The organism is Saccharothrix sp. AJ9571, assembly GCF_021725495.1.
GTDB classification, from domain to species: domain Bacteria; phylum Actinomycetota; class Actinomycetes; order Mycobacteriales; family Pseudonocardiaceae; genus Amycolatopsis; species Amycolatopsis magusensis.
Genome location: NZ_CP091382.1, coordinates 5,279,209 through 5,293,941, shown reverse-complemented (window position 1 = coordinate 5,293,941; position 14,733 = coordinate 5,279,209). Strand labels below are relative to the sequence as shown.

The following is a 14,733-nucleotide window of genomic DNA, read 5'->3' as shown; positions in this document are numbered from 1 at the left end:
CGTGGTGGAACCGGTTCGATGGCGGCGGCGCGTGCCGTTGTGGTGCACGGTGACCGCGCTGGCGGCGGTGCTCGGGGTGGCGTTGTCCGGTGCCACCGAACCGGGGTCCGAAGTGGACTTCCTCCAGTCCGGGCACTGGGTGTTCAATTCGGTGCTACAGGTGGTTTTCCACCTCGACGGCGCCGGCGGCACCCTGGACGCACAGGCGGCCATGCCCGGCGCGGAGCCGGGCAGTCAGGTGGTCCAGGGCGAAACCGGCGGCTATGTGGTCGGCGGCAACCGCATCGTCGAATTCGGCAAGTCCGATCTCGAGGCGAAGAAGTCGATCGCCACCGGAACCGATGAGCGGCCGGTGGCCATCGAGGTCGCCGGTGGGCCGTACCTGGTGTACCGCCAGGCCGGGCGGATCGTCCGCCTCGGCGACCGGGTCACCACCGTGCCCGCCGGGGGCGGGCTGGGCGAACCGGTGGCGACCACCGCGGGGTCGCTGTGGGTGCACCAGCCCGCCAGCGGCTCGATCTGCGAACTGGCCCGCGACGCGGACCGGCTGGCCTGCCCCACCGGTGCGCCCGGCGGACACACCGGTGGGCTGACCGTGGTGGCCGGCCGGCCCGTGTTCGTCGACACCACCACCGACACCGCGCACCCGATCGGCGCGGACGGCCTCGGCACGGGCACCGCGCTCGGCGTCGACGCCCCGCCGGACGCCCGGTTCGCCGCCACCGACGTGGCGGGCCGGATCGCCGTGCTCGACCCGCCGCGGCGCCGGGTGCACCTGGTGGACACCGGCCCGGCCAGGGCGGCGCCGGTCTCGGTCGACCTGCCCGCCGGGGACTACGCCGAACTCGCCTCCGCGGGGGAGGCGGTGGTGCTGCTCGACCGCGCGAAGAACTCGGTGCTCACCTACGACTCGCGGGGCGCGCTGAAGAAGAACGTGCCGATGCCACCCGGCGAACCACGCCTGGCCAAGGGCGAGGACTCCCGGGTCTACGTCGACAGCCACGACGGCGGGCACGTCCTCGTGGTCGGCAATGACGGCGATGTGCGGCCGGTGCCGGTGGGCGGCCCGCCGACCCAGCCCAGCCAGCCGCCGCCTCCGCAGCCGGTACCCCCGCCCACCCAGCCGGTAGCACCGCCCGCCCAACCGCCGCCGGGCCAGTCGCAGAAGCCGCCGCCCGCCAAAACCCAGCAGCAGCAACCGAAATCCCCACCGGCACCACCCCAGCAGCCACCGGCGAACCCGGCCGGCCCACCGGGAGCACCACCCGGGGTCAAGGCCACCGCCGGGAACGCGGCCATCACGGTGAACTGGGGCGCCGCCGCCCCGAACGGCGGCGCGGTGCGCGAGTACCACGTGTCGTGGTCCTCCAGCGCCGGAAGCGGCTCGAAAACCGTCGCCGGAGGTACCCGCTCCACCGCGCTCAGCGGGCTGTCGAACGGCACCTCGTACACCATCACCGTGACCGCGGAGAACGTGGCGGGCCGCGGCCCAGGCGCCCGCGCCACCGGTACGCCGATCGCCCCGGAACGCTCGATCACCCTGTCCCGGGGCTCGGCGGTGACCACCATCGACGACTGCTCGATTCCCGAGTGCGCCTACCTGCGTGTCGTCGCGAAAGGCTTCAACCCCGGCCAGTCCTACACCTTCGTGCCCCACGCCACCGCGACTTCCTACCAGGGCGGTTCAGCTACCAAGACAGCGAAAGCCGACGGCGGCATCACCTTCGAAGCGTTCCACTTCGACCAGATCGACGAAACCGTGTGGGTGACCGCCGACGGCCTCGAATCCAACACGATCGTTTGGGCGAAGGGGTGAGAAGATGACCGAACGCCGGCTCGGCCGCCGGTATCGGCGCACGCCGGTGGACCGGCTCGACCCCCTGGTCCGTGAACTCCTCGAACGGGCCACGGCGCCGGTGGCCGCGACGACCGGGCGCGGGCACACCGCCCGCCCACTGCAGGACGTCTGGGACCGGATCGGCGACCGGCGGGCCTGATCACCGGCCGGTCAGGTTGGCGTAGCGGCAGGCGAGCCCGCCGGGCAGCAGGTATTCGGCCAGTGGGTTGCCGGCGCGGTGGGCGGGCAGGCCCATGTCGTGCATGAGTTCGTCGGCGCAGTGGATGTCGTAGGGGCCGAAGTCGTAGCCGCCGGAACCGGGCAGCACCTGCTCCTGCCAGGCCAGGCGCTCGTCGACGGCCTGCTCGGTCGGGGTGGTGCGCAGCGTCCCCTGGAGGTGGCGGGCCAGCCAGTGCGCGGTGAGTTCCACGCCCATGATGTTGTTGAACACCTGCCGGAATCCCACAAACCCCAGTCCGTCGGCGCCGGGCGGCACGATGCCCCGGTAGAGGCGCAGGCGCCCGGCGGTGTCGTGGACCCGCACCCGCGGGTCGAGGAACGGGAAGACCCGGCGGTGGCCGGTGGCGAACACGATCACGTCCGCCGCCACCTCCTCCCCCGTCGCCAGCCGCAGGCCTTCGCTCGTGTACGCCTCGACCGCGCTGACCTTGGCGGTGAGCCGGCCGCGGCGGACGGCCCGGGTGTAGCCGCGCGGCATCACCCCGGCGTGCGCCAGGTGGAAGGGCAGCGCCTGCACGGGCCGCAGTTCCTTCGGCAGCCGGGCCAGGCCCGTGCTGATCATGATGTCGCGGATGATGAGCCACCACAGCACGCGCTTGACCCGTTCGTCGATGCGGTCGAGGGGACGCACGCAGGCCGGATCGTGGTAGCGCGGCAGGAGCGCCTCTCCGAAGCGGGTGAACAGGATCCACTTGTAGCCGACCAAGCCGAGCAGGAAGCGCTCGGGCACCATCCAGTTCACCTTGCGCTGCACCAAAGTGGCCGAACTCGCCTCGCGTGCGGCGCGGGTGGCCAGGTCCAGTGCGGACTTGCCGCCGCCGACGAGGACAACTCGGCGGCCGGTGAACGTCCCGTACCGCACCTCGTTGGAGTGCAGCACGGTGCCGCCGAACGACGCACGCCCGGGCAGGTCGGGCACGTGGACGTGGTGGTGCGCACCGCTGGCGATCACCACCTGGTCGAACGATTCTCGTTGCACCCCTTCGCTTTCCGCCGAACGGAAGTCCACCGTCCAGCCTGCGGCCCCCAGCCGTCCCGGACCGTCCACCGCCCGGACGGCGGTCACCTCGGTGCGCGGCCGGAGGCGGCCGAGCACACCGAAAGTCCGGGCGTAGTGCTCCAGGTACCGCTGCGTGTCCACGGCACTGGCGAAGTGCAGCCGGCTGGGCAGGTCCGCGAACTCGAAGATGCGCAGCGCGGACTGGTTGGCCAGCCCGTCGTAGCAGCCCCCTCGCGCCCAGATCCCGCCCACCCGCGGGTACTTGTCGAAAACCGTGACCTCGAATCCCCGCTCCAGCAACACCTTCGCCGCGGCGATCCCCGCCGGTCCCGCTCCGACCACGCACACCCTCACCACGGCACCCCCGGGTCATCGGCGTCACCAGCACGCCCATCATGCCCGGGTTCACCCGCCGATGGTGGAATCGAGGTGGGCGGCCAGTTCGGCGGGCGAGGGATGGGCCCACACGTCGGCGGCGGTGAGGGCGATGTCCAGGTCGGCCTGCAACCTCCGGGTCAGGGCCACCGCGAGGAGCGAATCCAGGCCGAGGTCGGTGAACTTGGCGTGCGCGGGCACGGCGGCGGGCTGGGTGCCCAGCAGCGCGGCCAGTGCGTGCACGACGGCGTCCTGCACCAGTTGCGTCCGCGCCGGGCCGGGCTTTTCGGCGTGCACCTTGAACGCCGGGGCTTCGTCGCCCGCGGCGGCCGTTCCGCTGTCCAGTTCGGCGAGCAGCGGGTTCTCGGCGGCGTGCGGGAAGGCGTGGAAGAGCGTGTCCGGCTGGTAGTCGAACACCCCGGTGTTGACGCGCTGGTGGCGCAGGAGTGCTTCCAGGGTGGCGAATCCGTCGGCGGTGGTGATGGTGTCGAACCCGCGTGCGGCGAAGTGGGTGGCCCGCCCGGCCTCACCCCAGGCACCCCAGTCGACCGACAGCGCCGGCCTGCCCCGGTCGCGCCGCCACTGGGCGAAGGCGTCCACCCAGGCTCCGGCCGCGGCGTAGTTCGCCTGCCCGGCGTTGCCCAGCATCGCCGACATGGACGAGAACACGACGAACCAGTCGAGCGGGTGCCCCTCGCTCGCCTCGTGCAGGTTCCGCAGGCCGGTCACCTTCGGGTGCCAGACGCGCTCGAGCTTGGCCGCGGTGAGGCCGGAGATCGGGGTGTCGTCGAGCACCACGGCGGTGTGCAGGATGCCGCGCAGGTCTTCACCCGCCGCGGCGACCAGCCGCCGCGCGGTGTCCGCAGCGGTGATGTCGCCCCGGACCACCTCCACCGCGCACCCGGCTTCGGTGGTGGCGCGCACGACTTCGGTGGCTTCCGGGGAAAGCTCACCGCGGCCGCCGACGACCACGCGACCGGCTCCGTGCGCGGCCAGCCAGCGAATGGCTTCCAGCCCCAGACCGCGGGTGCCGCCGGTGACGATGTAGGCGCCGCCGGGGCGCACCACGTCGTCCCGGTTCGGGGCGTGCACCCGCAGACAGTGTCCCTTCGGCGGGAATTCCAGCACCAGCCGCCCGATGTGCTCCCCGGAAGCGAGTTGCTTGAACGCTTCCACCGCCTCCGGCAGCGGCACGGTGGAACTGGGCAGAAGCGGCAGGCGAGCCGCTTCGAGTTCGGTGATGACCTTGTGCAGCGCCGCCCGGAACACCGCGCGTTGTTCGGTGGCGGTGAGCACGAGGTCCAGCGCGGCGTAGGTGACGCCGTGCCGGAACGCGCCGAGGCCGATCCGGGCGCCGTCGTACAGGTCGCGCTTGCCGATCTCGACGAACCGGCCGGTGGGGGCGAGCAGGTCGAGAGAGGCCCGCATGGCCGCGCCGGTGAGCGAGTTGAGCACCACGTCGACGCCCCGCCCGCCGGTCACTTCCCTGACCTGGCAGGCGAAATCCAGGGTGCGGGAGTCGAAGACGTGCTCGACGCCGTGCTCACGCAGGTAGCGGCGTTTGGCTTCGGTGCCCGCCGTGCCGATCACGGTGGCGCCGAGCAGCCGGGCCACCTCGATCGCGGCCAGCCCGGTACCACCCGCGGCCGAGTGCACCAGCACGGTCTCGCCTTCGTGGAGGCGCGCGAGGTCGTGCAGGGCGTGCCAGGCGGTGAGGTAGGTCAGCACGGAAGCGGTGACCTCGAGCATCGGCAGGCCGTCCGGCAGGTGCACCGTCAGGTCGGCCGCGACCAGTGCGGCCGAGGTCATCGTCCCGGTCCCGTCGGGCACCACGCTGACGACGCGGTCGCCCTCGCGGAACTCCCGGACGCCCTCCCCCACGGCGAGGACCACGCCACCGACGTCGGAGCCCAGCCGCGGCACCGAGCCGTCGTCGGTGGGGTAGATGCCGAGTGCGATCAGGACGTCCCGGAAGTGGACGGTGACCGCCTCCGACCGCACGAGCACCTGCCCCGGCCCCGGGACGGGCAGCGGCTCGCCGGTGGCGATCATCCGGATCCGTTCGAGGCCGCCGTCCGCGTCCGCCTCCAGCACGTACTCGTCCGCGCCCGCGACCACGTCCAGCTCACCGGCGGTGCGGGGAGGACGGTGGGCCAGCGGGGCGCGGGTCATCCGGGCCACGTACCGCTGACCCGACCGCCACGCCACCTCGGTCTCCGGTGTCCCGGCGAGCAACTCGGCGGCGAGTTCGTGGGCGTCTGCTTCGGTGTCGTCGGTGTCGATCCACGTCATGACCGACTCGGGCTGTTCGATGGAGGCCACGCGGAGCAGGCCGCGCACCGCGCACACCCCCGGCACCACGGGATCGCCGTCCAGCACCGGCCGGGCGTTCCCGCTGATCACCCAGATCCGCGGTGGGTCGGCCCGGTGCGCGGACTCGCGCACCAGGGTCGCGAGCCGGGTCACCCGGTCGAGCTCGTCGAGTTCGCCGGTCGCGCACCAGACCACGTTCCCGCCGGTCTCGTCCAGCGGCACGTCTTCCCGGACCACCGGACGGCCGCCCAGCCCGGCCAGTGCCGCGGCGAGCCGCCCGGCCGTGCCGTCGCCCGGTTCCGCCACCAGCACCCACTTCCCGGCGTCCACCGGCTCGCTCGCGGCCGGAAGTGGCTGGGGCTGCCAGGAGATCTCGAACAACCGGGAGTTCATCAGCGCCTGGGCCGGGGAGACACTGGTGCTCCGGACCAGTTCCACGCCTTCCAGCGCGCCGATCCAGACCCCGTCCTCGTCGTGGAGGTCGGCCCGCCCGGTCGCGCTGTGGGGGCCGTCGCGGTGCACCTCGGGCCGCACCCAGGCGATGCGCGCCGGGTCACCGGGCAGCACGACCTCGGCGATCCGGGTGGGCAGCCAGGGGGCGTCCACGTTCTCCGTGACGAAATCCCGTTCGCTGACCAGGAGCGCGGCCACCGAAAGCAAGCAGCCGTCCAGGAGCACCGGGTGCACCTTCGGCGCGCCGCTGAGGATGGGCGCCTCGAAGGGAACGAGCAGCCGGACGATGCCGTCGTCGGTGACGGCGGCGATGGAGTGGAACGCCGGGCCGGTGTCCAGCCCGATCCGGCGGAAGCCTTCGTACAGCTCCTCCGGGGTGCGGGTGTGCTCGGGCACGGGCAGGTCGGCACGGGCGTCGGCGGCCTCTTCGCAGCGGGTGGCGGTCGCGGCGGCGACCCGGTCCCACCCGCTGCCGCTGTGCTGCAGGATCTCCACCTCCGCCCGCAGGCCCGTCCGGGTCGCGGTGACCTGCAACGGCACCGAACCGGCCAGCGGCAGCATCCGGTCGAAGCACACGCCGGTCAGGCAGACCTCGTCGAGCGCGCAACCCAGCAGTTCGGTGGACGCGGCCAGCACCAGCTCGACGTACGCGGCGCCCGGCACGAGCGGGGTGCCGCGCAGGGTGTGCTGCTCCAGCCACTCGATGCGGTCGGCACCGAGGTCCGCGCTCCACACGTGCCGCGTCCGGTCCTCGGCGTCGGGGTCGGGCACGACCGCGCGCTCACCCAGCCACAGGTGGTTCCCCGCGCCGCTGGTCCCGCGCTTGCTCTCCAGCCAGTAGCGGGACCGGTCGAACGCCGTGGGCGGCAACGACACCGGCGCGCCATCGCCGTTGACCGCCCCGAGGTCCACCGGCACACCCGTCACGTGCAGCGTCGCGGCTGCCCGGCACAGCGCCTCGCGGCCGGGCCGGTCGCGCACGAGCGAAGGCACCGTCGTCACCCCGGTGCGCAGCGCCGAGGCCGTCTCTTCGACCGCGTGGGTCAGCAGCGGGTGCGGCGACAGCTCCAGGAACACCCGGTACCCGTCCTCCACCAGTGCCCGGCTCGCCAGGTCGAACCGGACGGGCGCGCGCAGGTTCCTGGCCCAGTACGCCGAATCGAAGACGACCGGCTCCCGCGGATCCCCGGCGGTGGAGTAGAACGGCACCTCCGGCGCCGCGCCCGCCAGCCAGGACGTCCGCGCGGCGATGTCGCCGAGGATGGGATCGACCTGGGGTGAATGGGCCGCGACCACCACGGCGAGCCGTTTGCCGAACACACCCCGGTCCTGCCAGCGCCGCAGCAGTTCCTCGACCACGTGCTGGTGCCCGGCCACCACGGTCGACGCGGGAGCGGTCACCACCGCCACCGACACGCCGTCGATCCCGGCGATCTCCTGCTCGACCCGCTCCACGGGCAGCGCGACGGTGGCCATGCAGCCACCGGCCACCCGCTGCAGCAACGAGGACCGCGCCAGGGTGATGCGCATGCCCTCTTCGGGCGACAGGATCCCGGCCGCCACCGCGGCCGCGGCCTCGCCCATCGAATGCCCCACCACGGCCGCCGGGCGCAAGCCCCAGGCACGCCACATCTCGGCGAGCGCGGTCTGCACGGCGAAGACCACCGGCTGCACCACGTCCATGCGTTCGAGGTGCGCGCCGGTTTCGATCAGCCGCCGCACCGGCACGCCGTCCTGCCCGGCCACGGCGTCCAGGCGGTCGACCATGCGGGTGAACGCCGGGTCCTCGTCGAGCAGGTCCCTCGCCATGCCCGGCCACTGCGAACCGTGCCCGGAGAACACCCACACCGGCATGCCGGGATCACCGGTGGCGCCCCGGACGACCGCCGGGTGCTCCCGTCCTTCCGCGAGCGCGCGCAGCCCGTCGCCGAGTTCGGCCCCATCTTCGGCCAGAACGCAGGCGCGCGTGGTCAGGTGGCTCCGGTGCACGGCCAGCGTGCGCGCCACATCCTCCGGCCGGGGACGCGCCGGATCGAGGTGGTCGGCGAGCCGCCCGGCGGTGGCCGCCAGCCCGCCCGGCGAAGCCGCCGACACCGCGTGGACCAGTGCCCGCTTACGAACCTGGCGGCTGTGCTCCCGTGCCGGTGCGGCGGGTGCCTGCTCCACGATGGCGTGCGCGTTCGAGCCGGTCACGCCGAACGCCGACACCGCGGCGCGGCGCGGTCCGCCACCTGCGTCCCACGCGGTGGTCTGCGTGGGCACGAAGAACCTCGTGCCTTCCGCCTCGATTTCCGGGTTCCACCGGGTGAAGTGCAGGTTCGCCGGAATAACCCCGTGGCGGACCGCGAGCGCGGCCTTGATCAGCCCCAGCACACCGGCCGCGCTCTCCGGGTGGCCGATGTTCGTCTTCAGCGCCCCCAGCGCACAGGGCGCGGTCGCCGAGCCGTGGACGTCCGACAGGGCACCGAATTCGATCGGATCGCCGACGGGAGTGCCGGTGCCGTGCGATTCGACGTACCCGATGTCGCCGGGCGTGACCCCGGCGGCACGCATCGCGGAGGTCATCACGTCGCGCTGCGCCGAGCGCGAAGGCTGGGTGACCCCCTGCACCCGCCCGGCGTGGTTGATCGCGATCCCGGCGATGACCGCCAGCACCCGGTCACCGTCGCGCTGGGCGTCGGCCAGCCGCTTGAGCGCGATCATGCCGCAGCCCTCGCCACGCACGAAGCCGTCCGCGCTCTCGTCGAAGGAGGCGCAGCGACCACGCGCGGACAACGCACCGGCACGGGCGAAACCGATGAGGCCGCCCCATTCCAGCTGCACGGTCACCCCGCCCGCCAGCGCGAGATCGGTCTCCCCGTCGTGCAGCGAACGACACGCCAGGTGGACCGCGATCAGCGAGGACGCGCAGGCCCCGTCGACGGCCAGAGACGGCCCGTTGACGTCGAGGATGTAGGAGATCCGCCCCGGCGCCCCGGACGGAATCGCCGAAATCCCGTGGTAGATGTTGAATTCCGCCAGGGTGAACCGCTTGGCGTAGTCGGCGCCCGAGATGCCGATGAACATCCCGGTCCGCGACCCGGCCAGCGAGCGCGGCGGCACGCCCGCGTCCTCCAGCGCTTCCCAGGTCGTCTCCATCAGCAGCCGGTGCTGCGGGTCGACGCTGCCCGCCTCCTGGGCGGGCACCCCGAAGAAGCCGGGGTCGAACAGGTCCACGTCGTCGAGGAACGAACCGCCGCGCAGCATCCCCGAACCGGCGAGGTCGGCGGGCGTCACCCGTTCCTCCTCCGGCCAGCGCGTACCGGGATCCGAGCCGGTCACCACGTCCCGGCGGTCCAGCAGCACCTGCCACAGTCCGCTCGCGGAGGTGATCCCGCCGGGCGCCCGGCACCCCGTTCCGATGATCGCCACCGGGGTCTGCGTCCGGGCGGCCGGGCTTTCTCCTGCCATGGTCGGCGTACCTTTCTCGTTGCGCGTCACGGGACGAGGCCGGCGACCTTCAGCGCGGCGCGGGCCGTGCGGGTGCCGAGCAGTTCGGGAATCGTGGTGGTGCCGGTGAGGTAGGCGTCGACCCGCCGCCACACCGGGGGGACGGCGGTCAGCGCGGTGTGCACCACCGCGGGCCGCCGCCGGAAGATGTCCATGATCTGCCGCGAGGCACGCATTTCGCCGCCCAGCGTGGTGCGCACCGCGGTGACGTAGTCGTCCCGCGCGCGCTCCAGTTCCGCCTCGCCCTCGGCCTGGGCGACCCGGGCGGCCGCGCGCCCGGACCACACACCGGAACGCAGCGCGAACGAAATGCCCTCGCGCGACCAGGGGTCGCACAACCCGGCGGCGTCCCCGGCCAGCAGGACGCGGTGCCGCGCCAGCGGTGAATCCGGGTGGCGGCAGCGCGTCAGGTGCCCGGTGTCGTGCAGCGGGGTCAGGTGGGCGAGGCCGTGCCGGTCGAGGAACTCACGCAGGTAGGAGCGGGTCGCTTCCCCGTTTCCCTTGGCGGCAACCACACCCGCGGTGCAGACGTCGTCCTTGGGGAACACCCAGCCGAAGGAACCCGGCAACGGGCCCCATTCCATCAGCATGCGGCCGCGCCAGTTCGCCGCTACCCGCCGGTCGACCGGCACCTCCACCTCGAGGGCCAGGTCCACCTGCTCGCAGTGCACGCCGACGTGCCGGCCGACCCTGCTGGCGCTCCCGTCCGCCCCCACCAGCGCGCGGGCGTGCACGAGGTCGCCGGTACCGGTGCGGACGGTGACCACGCCTTCGCCGTCTTCGACCGCCATGACCGGCGTGCGGTCCCGCACCACCGCGCCCGCTTCGGCCGCCGCACGGGTCAACGCGGCATCGAGCTCGTCGCGGAACACCATCCGGCACGGCAGGTTCCCGCCGGATTTCAGCGTGCGCTGCCAGCGTCCGCGAAGGCCGAAGGTCACCGCCTCGATCTCGTCACGGACGGTGACACCCAGGTTCGGCGGCAGGAACTCCTGCGAGCAGCCGATCAGCCCGCCACCGCAGGTCTTGTAGCGGGGTATCGCGGCACGTTCCAGCAGCAGCACCCGGGAACCGGCCTCGGCCGCCACCCGCGCCGCGCTCGCCCCCGCGGGCCCGGCGCCGACGACCACGACGTCCCACACTTCTCCGGACCACCGAGCTGTTCCCATCAGTCACCAATTTCCGCCTCGCACGGGTTTTCGCCGTTCGGAAATTAACAACCGGACAGCGGCGCGGTGAAGATCGGGAACGGGAGACAAGCCCCAGGTGGAGTAGTGCCACCCGGACGGAATTCGCGGATGATCATCCCGTGGCGGATTCCCAAACATTCCGTCTCGGGGTTAACCCGTCGAGCGACCGCCGGGCACGTAAGGGTTACGCCACCGGGAATCAGCGTGACGACACGAGAAAAATGGGGTGCTTCCCCATTTTGTCACAGTTAAACATCCGCGGGGGTGCCCTTTTCCTTGAGGAATGCGGCGACGCGCTTGAGGACGTCGACCTGGGCCGGGTTGTACAACTCCACCAGCCCCTGGACGACCACCGACATGGCGGAGGCCGCTCCATGCGGGGACTGCGCCGCCAGGTCTGTCAGCGACGGGAAATCACGCTGGTGCCGGTGGGCTTCGGGGACCATGCGTTCAGCCAGCCGCTGCCGCTCGGCTTCACCCGCCTCCTCGGTCAGCGCGTCGAAGTCCACATCGACCGAAGTGGGCGGCACCGAGTGCAGTTCCTGCAACGCGGCCATGATCGGGGGCCCGAAGATCCGGGAACAGAGCAGCAGGAGGGCGCGGTTGGCCTCGGACACGCCTGCGACGTCCGCCTCGAACCCCGCAGGCAGATCGGCCATGGCCCGGTGGCCGAGGACCGCGGCCAGGTCCTTCCGCATCCGCTGCTGGCGTTCGATGCTCGCCGCCAGCTCCGCGTCCAGCTCGCGCAGCGTCTGTTCCGCGTTCTCGTCCGACTCCTCCATCGCCGCGATTCCCGCCAGCGGCACGCCGAGGTCGACCAGCCTGCGGATCCGCAGGAGCCGGATGAGGTGGCGGACCCGGTACTGCTTGTAGCCGTTCGCCGACCGTTCCGGCTCCTCCAGCAGGCCGATCTTGTGGTAGTGGCGGACGGTTTTCAGCGTCGTACCGGCGAGTTCCGCCAGCTGGTTCGTGCTCCACGCCACTTCGACCGCCTTCCTGTCGCGTTCCGGTAGGCACACCCCACACCGTGCCCCTGGGGCATGGTCAAGCCACCTCACCCGAGCTTCCGGACGCTGGTGTTGACGGCGTCGAGAGGAGTGCCGTCAGTACCCGCGGGCACGAGTTCCGGGACCGGGGTGCCGTGCTGGTCGACCAGCGTGGAATGGGGCTCGCCGGGCTCGAACGCGTGGCGTTCCCCCCACTGCCGCAGGGTGAGGATGACCGGGAACAGGTCGCGGCCGCTGTCGGTGAGCGCGTATTCCTGGCGGCGGCCCGAGGGCGCGGTGCGCTGCTCGAGCAGTCCGTGCGCGGTGAGCTTGCGCAGGCGGTCGGTGAGGATGTTGCGGGCGATGCCGGTGCGCCGCTGGAATTCGGTGAACGAGCGCGCCCCGTCCATCGCGTCGCGGATGACGAGCAGGCTCCACCGGTCGCCGACGAGGTCGACCGTGCGGGCGACCGGGCAGCCGGCGTCGGTCCAGCCGGGGTCCGGGGCACGCGCCATGACACCTCCCGAATGAGTTGCGGAATGAAACCATCATGCCGTACGGTCCGATTGGTTGCAATTTGCTACTGATTGGAGTGCCATGGACGGCTGGCGGCGGTTGCTGCTCGCGGTGGTGTGCGGGGTCGCGGTGGCGGGCATCTACGCCGCTCAGCCGGTGCTGGAGCCGATGGGCCGCGATCTCGGCGTGCCGCCGGAGCTCACCGGGTGGCTCGTCGCGATCGGCCAGTTCGGTTACCTGGCCGGGCTGGTCCTGCTGGTGCCGCTGGGCGATGTGGTCGACCGGCGGCGGCTCATCGCCGCCCACCTGGCGCTCACCGCGGTGGGCCTGGTCCTGACGGCGTCGGCGCCCGCCGCCTGGGTGGCGTTCGCGGGGCTCGCGGCGGCGGGGGTGTTCGCGGTCGTGGTGCAGACCGCGGTCGCCTACGCCGCGTCGGTCTCGCCGCCCGCCGAACGCGGGCTCACCATCGGTGTCGTCACGTCGGGCGTGGTCGCCGGCATCCTGGGCGCCCGGATCGTCACCGGCACGCTGGCCGAGGCGTGGGGCTGGCGGAGCGTCTACGCCGTGCTCGCGGTGCTCTCGCTCGGGCTCGCGGCCCTCGTCCTCGTGGTACTTCCGTCGGAGCAGCGTCCCCGGCTCGCGGGATACCGGCAGGCGGTGGGCGCACTCGGTGGACTGTTCGGCGAGCGCCTCTTCCTCACGCGCGGGCTCATCGCGTTCTTCCTGTTCGCCTCGTTCGGCACGCTGTGGAGCGGATTGTCCCTGCCACTGGCGCAAATGCCGTGGCAGCTGAGCGAAAGCCAGATCGGGCTGTTCGGCATCGCCGGACTCGCCGGCGCCCTCGGCGCGGCCCGCGCGGGCCGCTGGGCGGACGCGGGACGAGCGGGCCCGGTCACCGCCCTCGCGCTCGCGCTGCTCATCGCGTCGTGGGCGGCGATCGGGCAACTGCCGTGGTCACTGTGGCTGCTCGCCGCCGGGATCGTGGTGCTCGACTTCGCGGTCCAGGCGGTGCACGTGAGCAACCAGCACCTGCTCACCAGCGCGCACCCGAACCGCACCAGCGGTGTCATCGGCGGCTACATGGTCTTCTACTCGCTCGGCTCCGCCCTCGGCGCGGCCACCACCACCGCCGTGTTCACCGCGCACGGATGGGCGGGTTCCAGCCTGCTCGGTGCCGGGTTCGCGGTGTGCGCCCTGGCCGTGGCCGCGTCAGGAAGGCTCCGGGCTCGGCTCTTCGGGCGCCGGTTCCGGCTCGGTGCTGAGCTGCTCCCGCAGGTAGTTCCAGATCACCGCGACCATCGCGGCCACCGGGACGGCGAGCAGGCTGCCGGTGATGCCCGCCAGGCTGCCGCCGAGGGTGACCGCCAGTAGCACGACCCCGGCGTGCAGGCCGAGACCGCGGCTCTGCAGCATGGGCTGGAAGACGTTGCCCTCCAGTTGCTGCACCACGATGATGATGCCCAGCACGATCAGCGCGTCGACGAGTCCGTTGGACACCAGTGCGATGAGCACCGCGACGGCACCGGCGAACAGGGCGCCGACGATCGGCACGAAGGCCGCGACGAAGGTCAGCACGGCCAGCGGCAGCACCAGCGGGACGCCGACGATCCACAGCCCGATGCCGATGAACACCGCGTCGAGCAGGCCCACGAACGCCTGGGACCGCACGAAGGAACCGAGGGTGGTCCAGCAGCGCTCGGCCACCGCGGGGACGTCGGTGGCGAGGCGGCCGGGCAGCTGCCTGCCCAGCCACGGCAGGAAGCGCGGGCCGTCCTTGAGGAAGAAGAACATCAGGAACACCGCCAGCACCGCGGTGACCAGCCCGTTGGCCACGGTGCCGAGCCCGGTGACGGTGGCGGTGAGGATGCTGCCGACGCTGTCCTGGATGCGGGTGACCGCGGTGTCCATGGCGCCGCTGATCTGTTCCTCACCGATGTTCAGCGGCGGTCCGGCGGCCCAGCGCCGCAGTTCCTCGATGCCGTCGACCACGCCGTCGACCAGCGCGCCGGACTGCCCCGCCACCGGGAGCGCGATGAGCAGGACGATCCCGGTGATGAGCAGCAGGAACGACACGGTGACCGTCGCGGCGGCCAGCGCCGCGGGCCACCGGCGGCGGCGCAGGAACCGGGTCACCGGCCAGGTCAGCGTGGTGAGCAGCAGCGCGATTACCACCGGCCAGACCACGGACCACATCCAGCCGAGCAGCCACAGCAGCACCCCGGCGAAGAGCAGGACCAGCAGCGACTGCAGCGAAACACGCGCCGAGGTGCGCAGCGCGGCCCGGGTCTTCACAGCATCCAGCGACACACGCATGGGCCCACCCTAGGTGCTGTC

General features: G+C 72.4%; 8 protein-coding genes and 1 pseudogene. 3 read left to right on the top strand and 6 right to left on the bottom strand.

Going from position 1 to position 14,733, the window contains the following annotated elements; genetic code table 11:
* Position 1: 1 nt before the first annotated feature.
* A complete protein-coding gene (locus tag L3Q67_RS24450; protein WP_499183805.1) occupies positions 2-1,816 on the top strand; it encodes a fibronectin type III domain-containing protein in 1,815 nt (604 codons plus the stop codon).
* A 4-nt stretch (positions 1,817-1,820) separates the two neighbouring features.
* Positions 1,821-1,997 carry a hypothetical protein gene (locus L3Q67_RS24445; protein WP_499183804.1) on the top strand — a complete coding sequence of 59 codons (177 nt, stop codon included), beginning with the start codon at positions 1,821-1,823 and terminating at the stop codon, positions 1,995-1,997.
* Here the strand turns inward: L3Q67_RS24445 and L3Q67_RS24440 are convergent, their stop codons facing one another.
* From L3Q67_RS24440 to L3Q67_RS24420, 5 genes are all read right to left on the bottom strand, one after another.
* On the bottom strand, positions 1,998-3,431 hold the full coding sequence (locus L3Q67_RS24440) for a flavin-containing monooxygenase (RefSeq protein ID WP_499183803.1): 1,434 nt from the start codon (positions 3,429-3,431) through the stop codon (positions 1,998-2,000).
* A gap of 51 nt (positions 3,432-3,482) precedes the next feature.
* Positions 3,483-9,668, bottom strand: coding sequence for a type I polyketide synthase (locus tag L3Q67_RS24435; RefSeq protein ID WP_499183802.1), 6,186 nt, complete (start codon positions 9,666-9,668; stop codon positions 3,483-3,485).
* 26 nt (positions 9,669-9,694) lie between these two features.
* The gene (locus tag L3Q67_RS24430) at positions 9,695-10,876 is read right to left on the bottom strand and encodes a geranylgeranyl reductase family protein (protein WP_499183801.1); all 1,182 of its coding nucleotides are present in this window, start codon (positions 10,874-10,876) and stop codon (positions 9,695-9,697) included.
* A 269-nt stretch (positions 10,877-11,145) separates the two neighbouring features.
* On the bottom strand, positions 11,146-11,880 hold the full coding sequence (locus L3Q67_RS24425; protein WP_499183800.1) for a MerR family transcriptional regulator: 735 nt from the start codon (positions 11,878-11,880) through the stop codon (positions 11,146-11,148).
* Positions 11,881-11,951: 71 nt separating this feature from the next.
* Entirely contained in the window at positions 11,952-12,398 is a 447-nt protein-coding gene (locus tag L3Q67_RS24420) for a winged helix-turn-helix transcriptional regulator (protein ID WP_499183799.1), read from the bottom strand.
* Between the two features lie 82 nt (positions 12,399-12,480).
* Here L3Q67_RS24420 and L3Q67_RS24415 point away from each other — a divergent pair, with 82 nt between their 5' ends.
* Complete coding sequence (locus L3Q67_RS24415; RefSeq protein WP_499183798.1) at positions 12,481-13,770, top strand: MFS transporter; 1,290 nt, start codon at positions 12,481-12,483, stop codon at positions 13,768-13,770.
* Here the strand turns inward: L3Q67_RS24415 and L3Q67_RS24410 are convergent.
* Positions 13,732-14,592 (bottom strand): annotated as a pseudogene (locus L3Q67_RS24410) (AI-2E family transporter); the annotation flags it as partial. The gene L3Q67_RS24415 and the pseudogene L3Q67_RS24410 overlap by 39 nt on opposite strands.
* Positions 14,593-14,733 lie beyond the last annotated feature (141 nt).

Coding starts and splice junctions, on each gene's coding strand:
- L3Q67_RS24445 (WP_499183804.1), top strand. CDS start 1,821: ATGACCGAACGCCGGCTCGGCCGCCGGTATCGGCGCACGCCGGTGGAC.
- L3Q67_RS24435 (WP_499183802.1), bottom strand. CDS start 9,668: ATGGCAGGAGAAAGCCCGGCCGCCCGGACGCAGACCCCGGTGGCGATC.
- L3Q67_RS24430 (WP_499183801.1), bottom strand. CDS start 10,876: ATGGGAACAGCTCGGTGGTCCGGAGAAGTGTGGGACGTCGTGGTCGTC.
- L3Q67_RS24420 (WP_499183799.1), bottom strand. CDS start 12,398: ATGGCGCGTGCCCCGGACCCCGGCTGGACCGACGCCGGCTGCCCGGTC.
- L3Q67_RS24415 (WP_499183798.1), top strand. CDS start 12,481: ATGGACGGCTGGCGGCGGTTGCTGCTCGCGGTGGTGTGCGGGGTCGCG.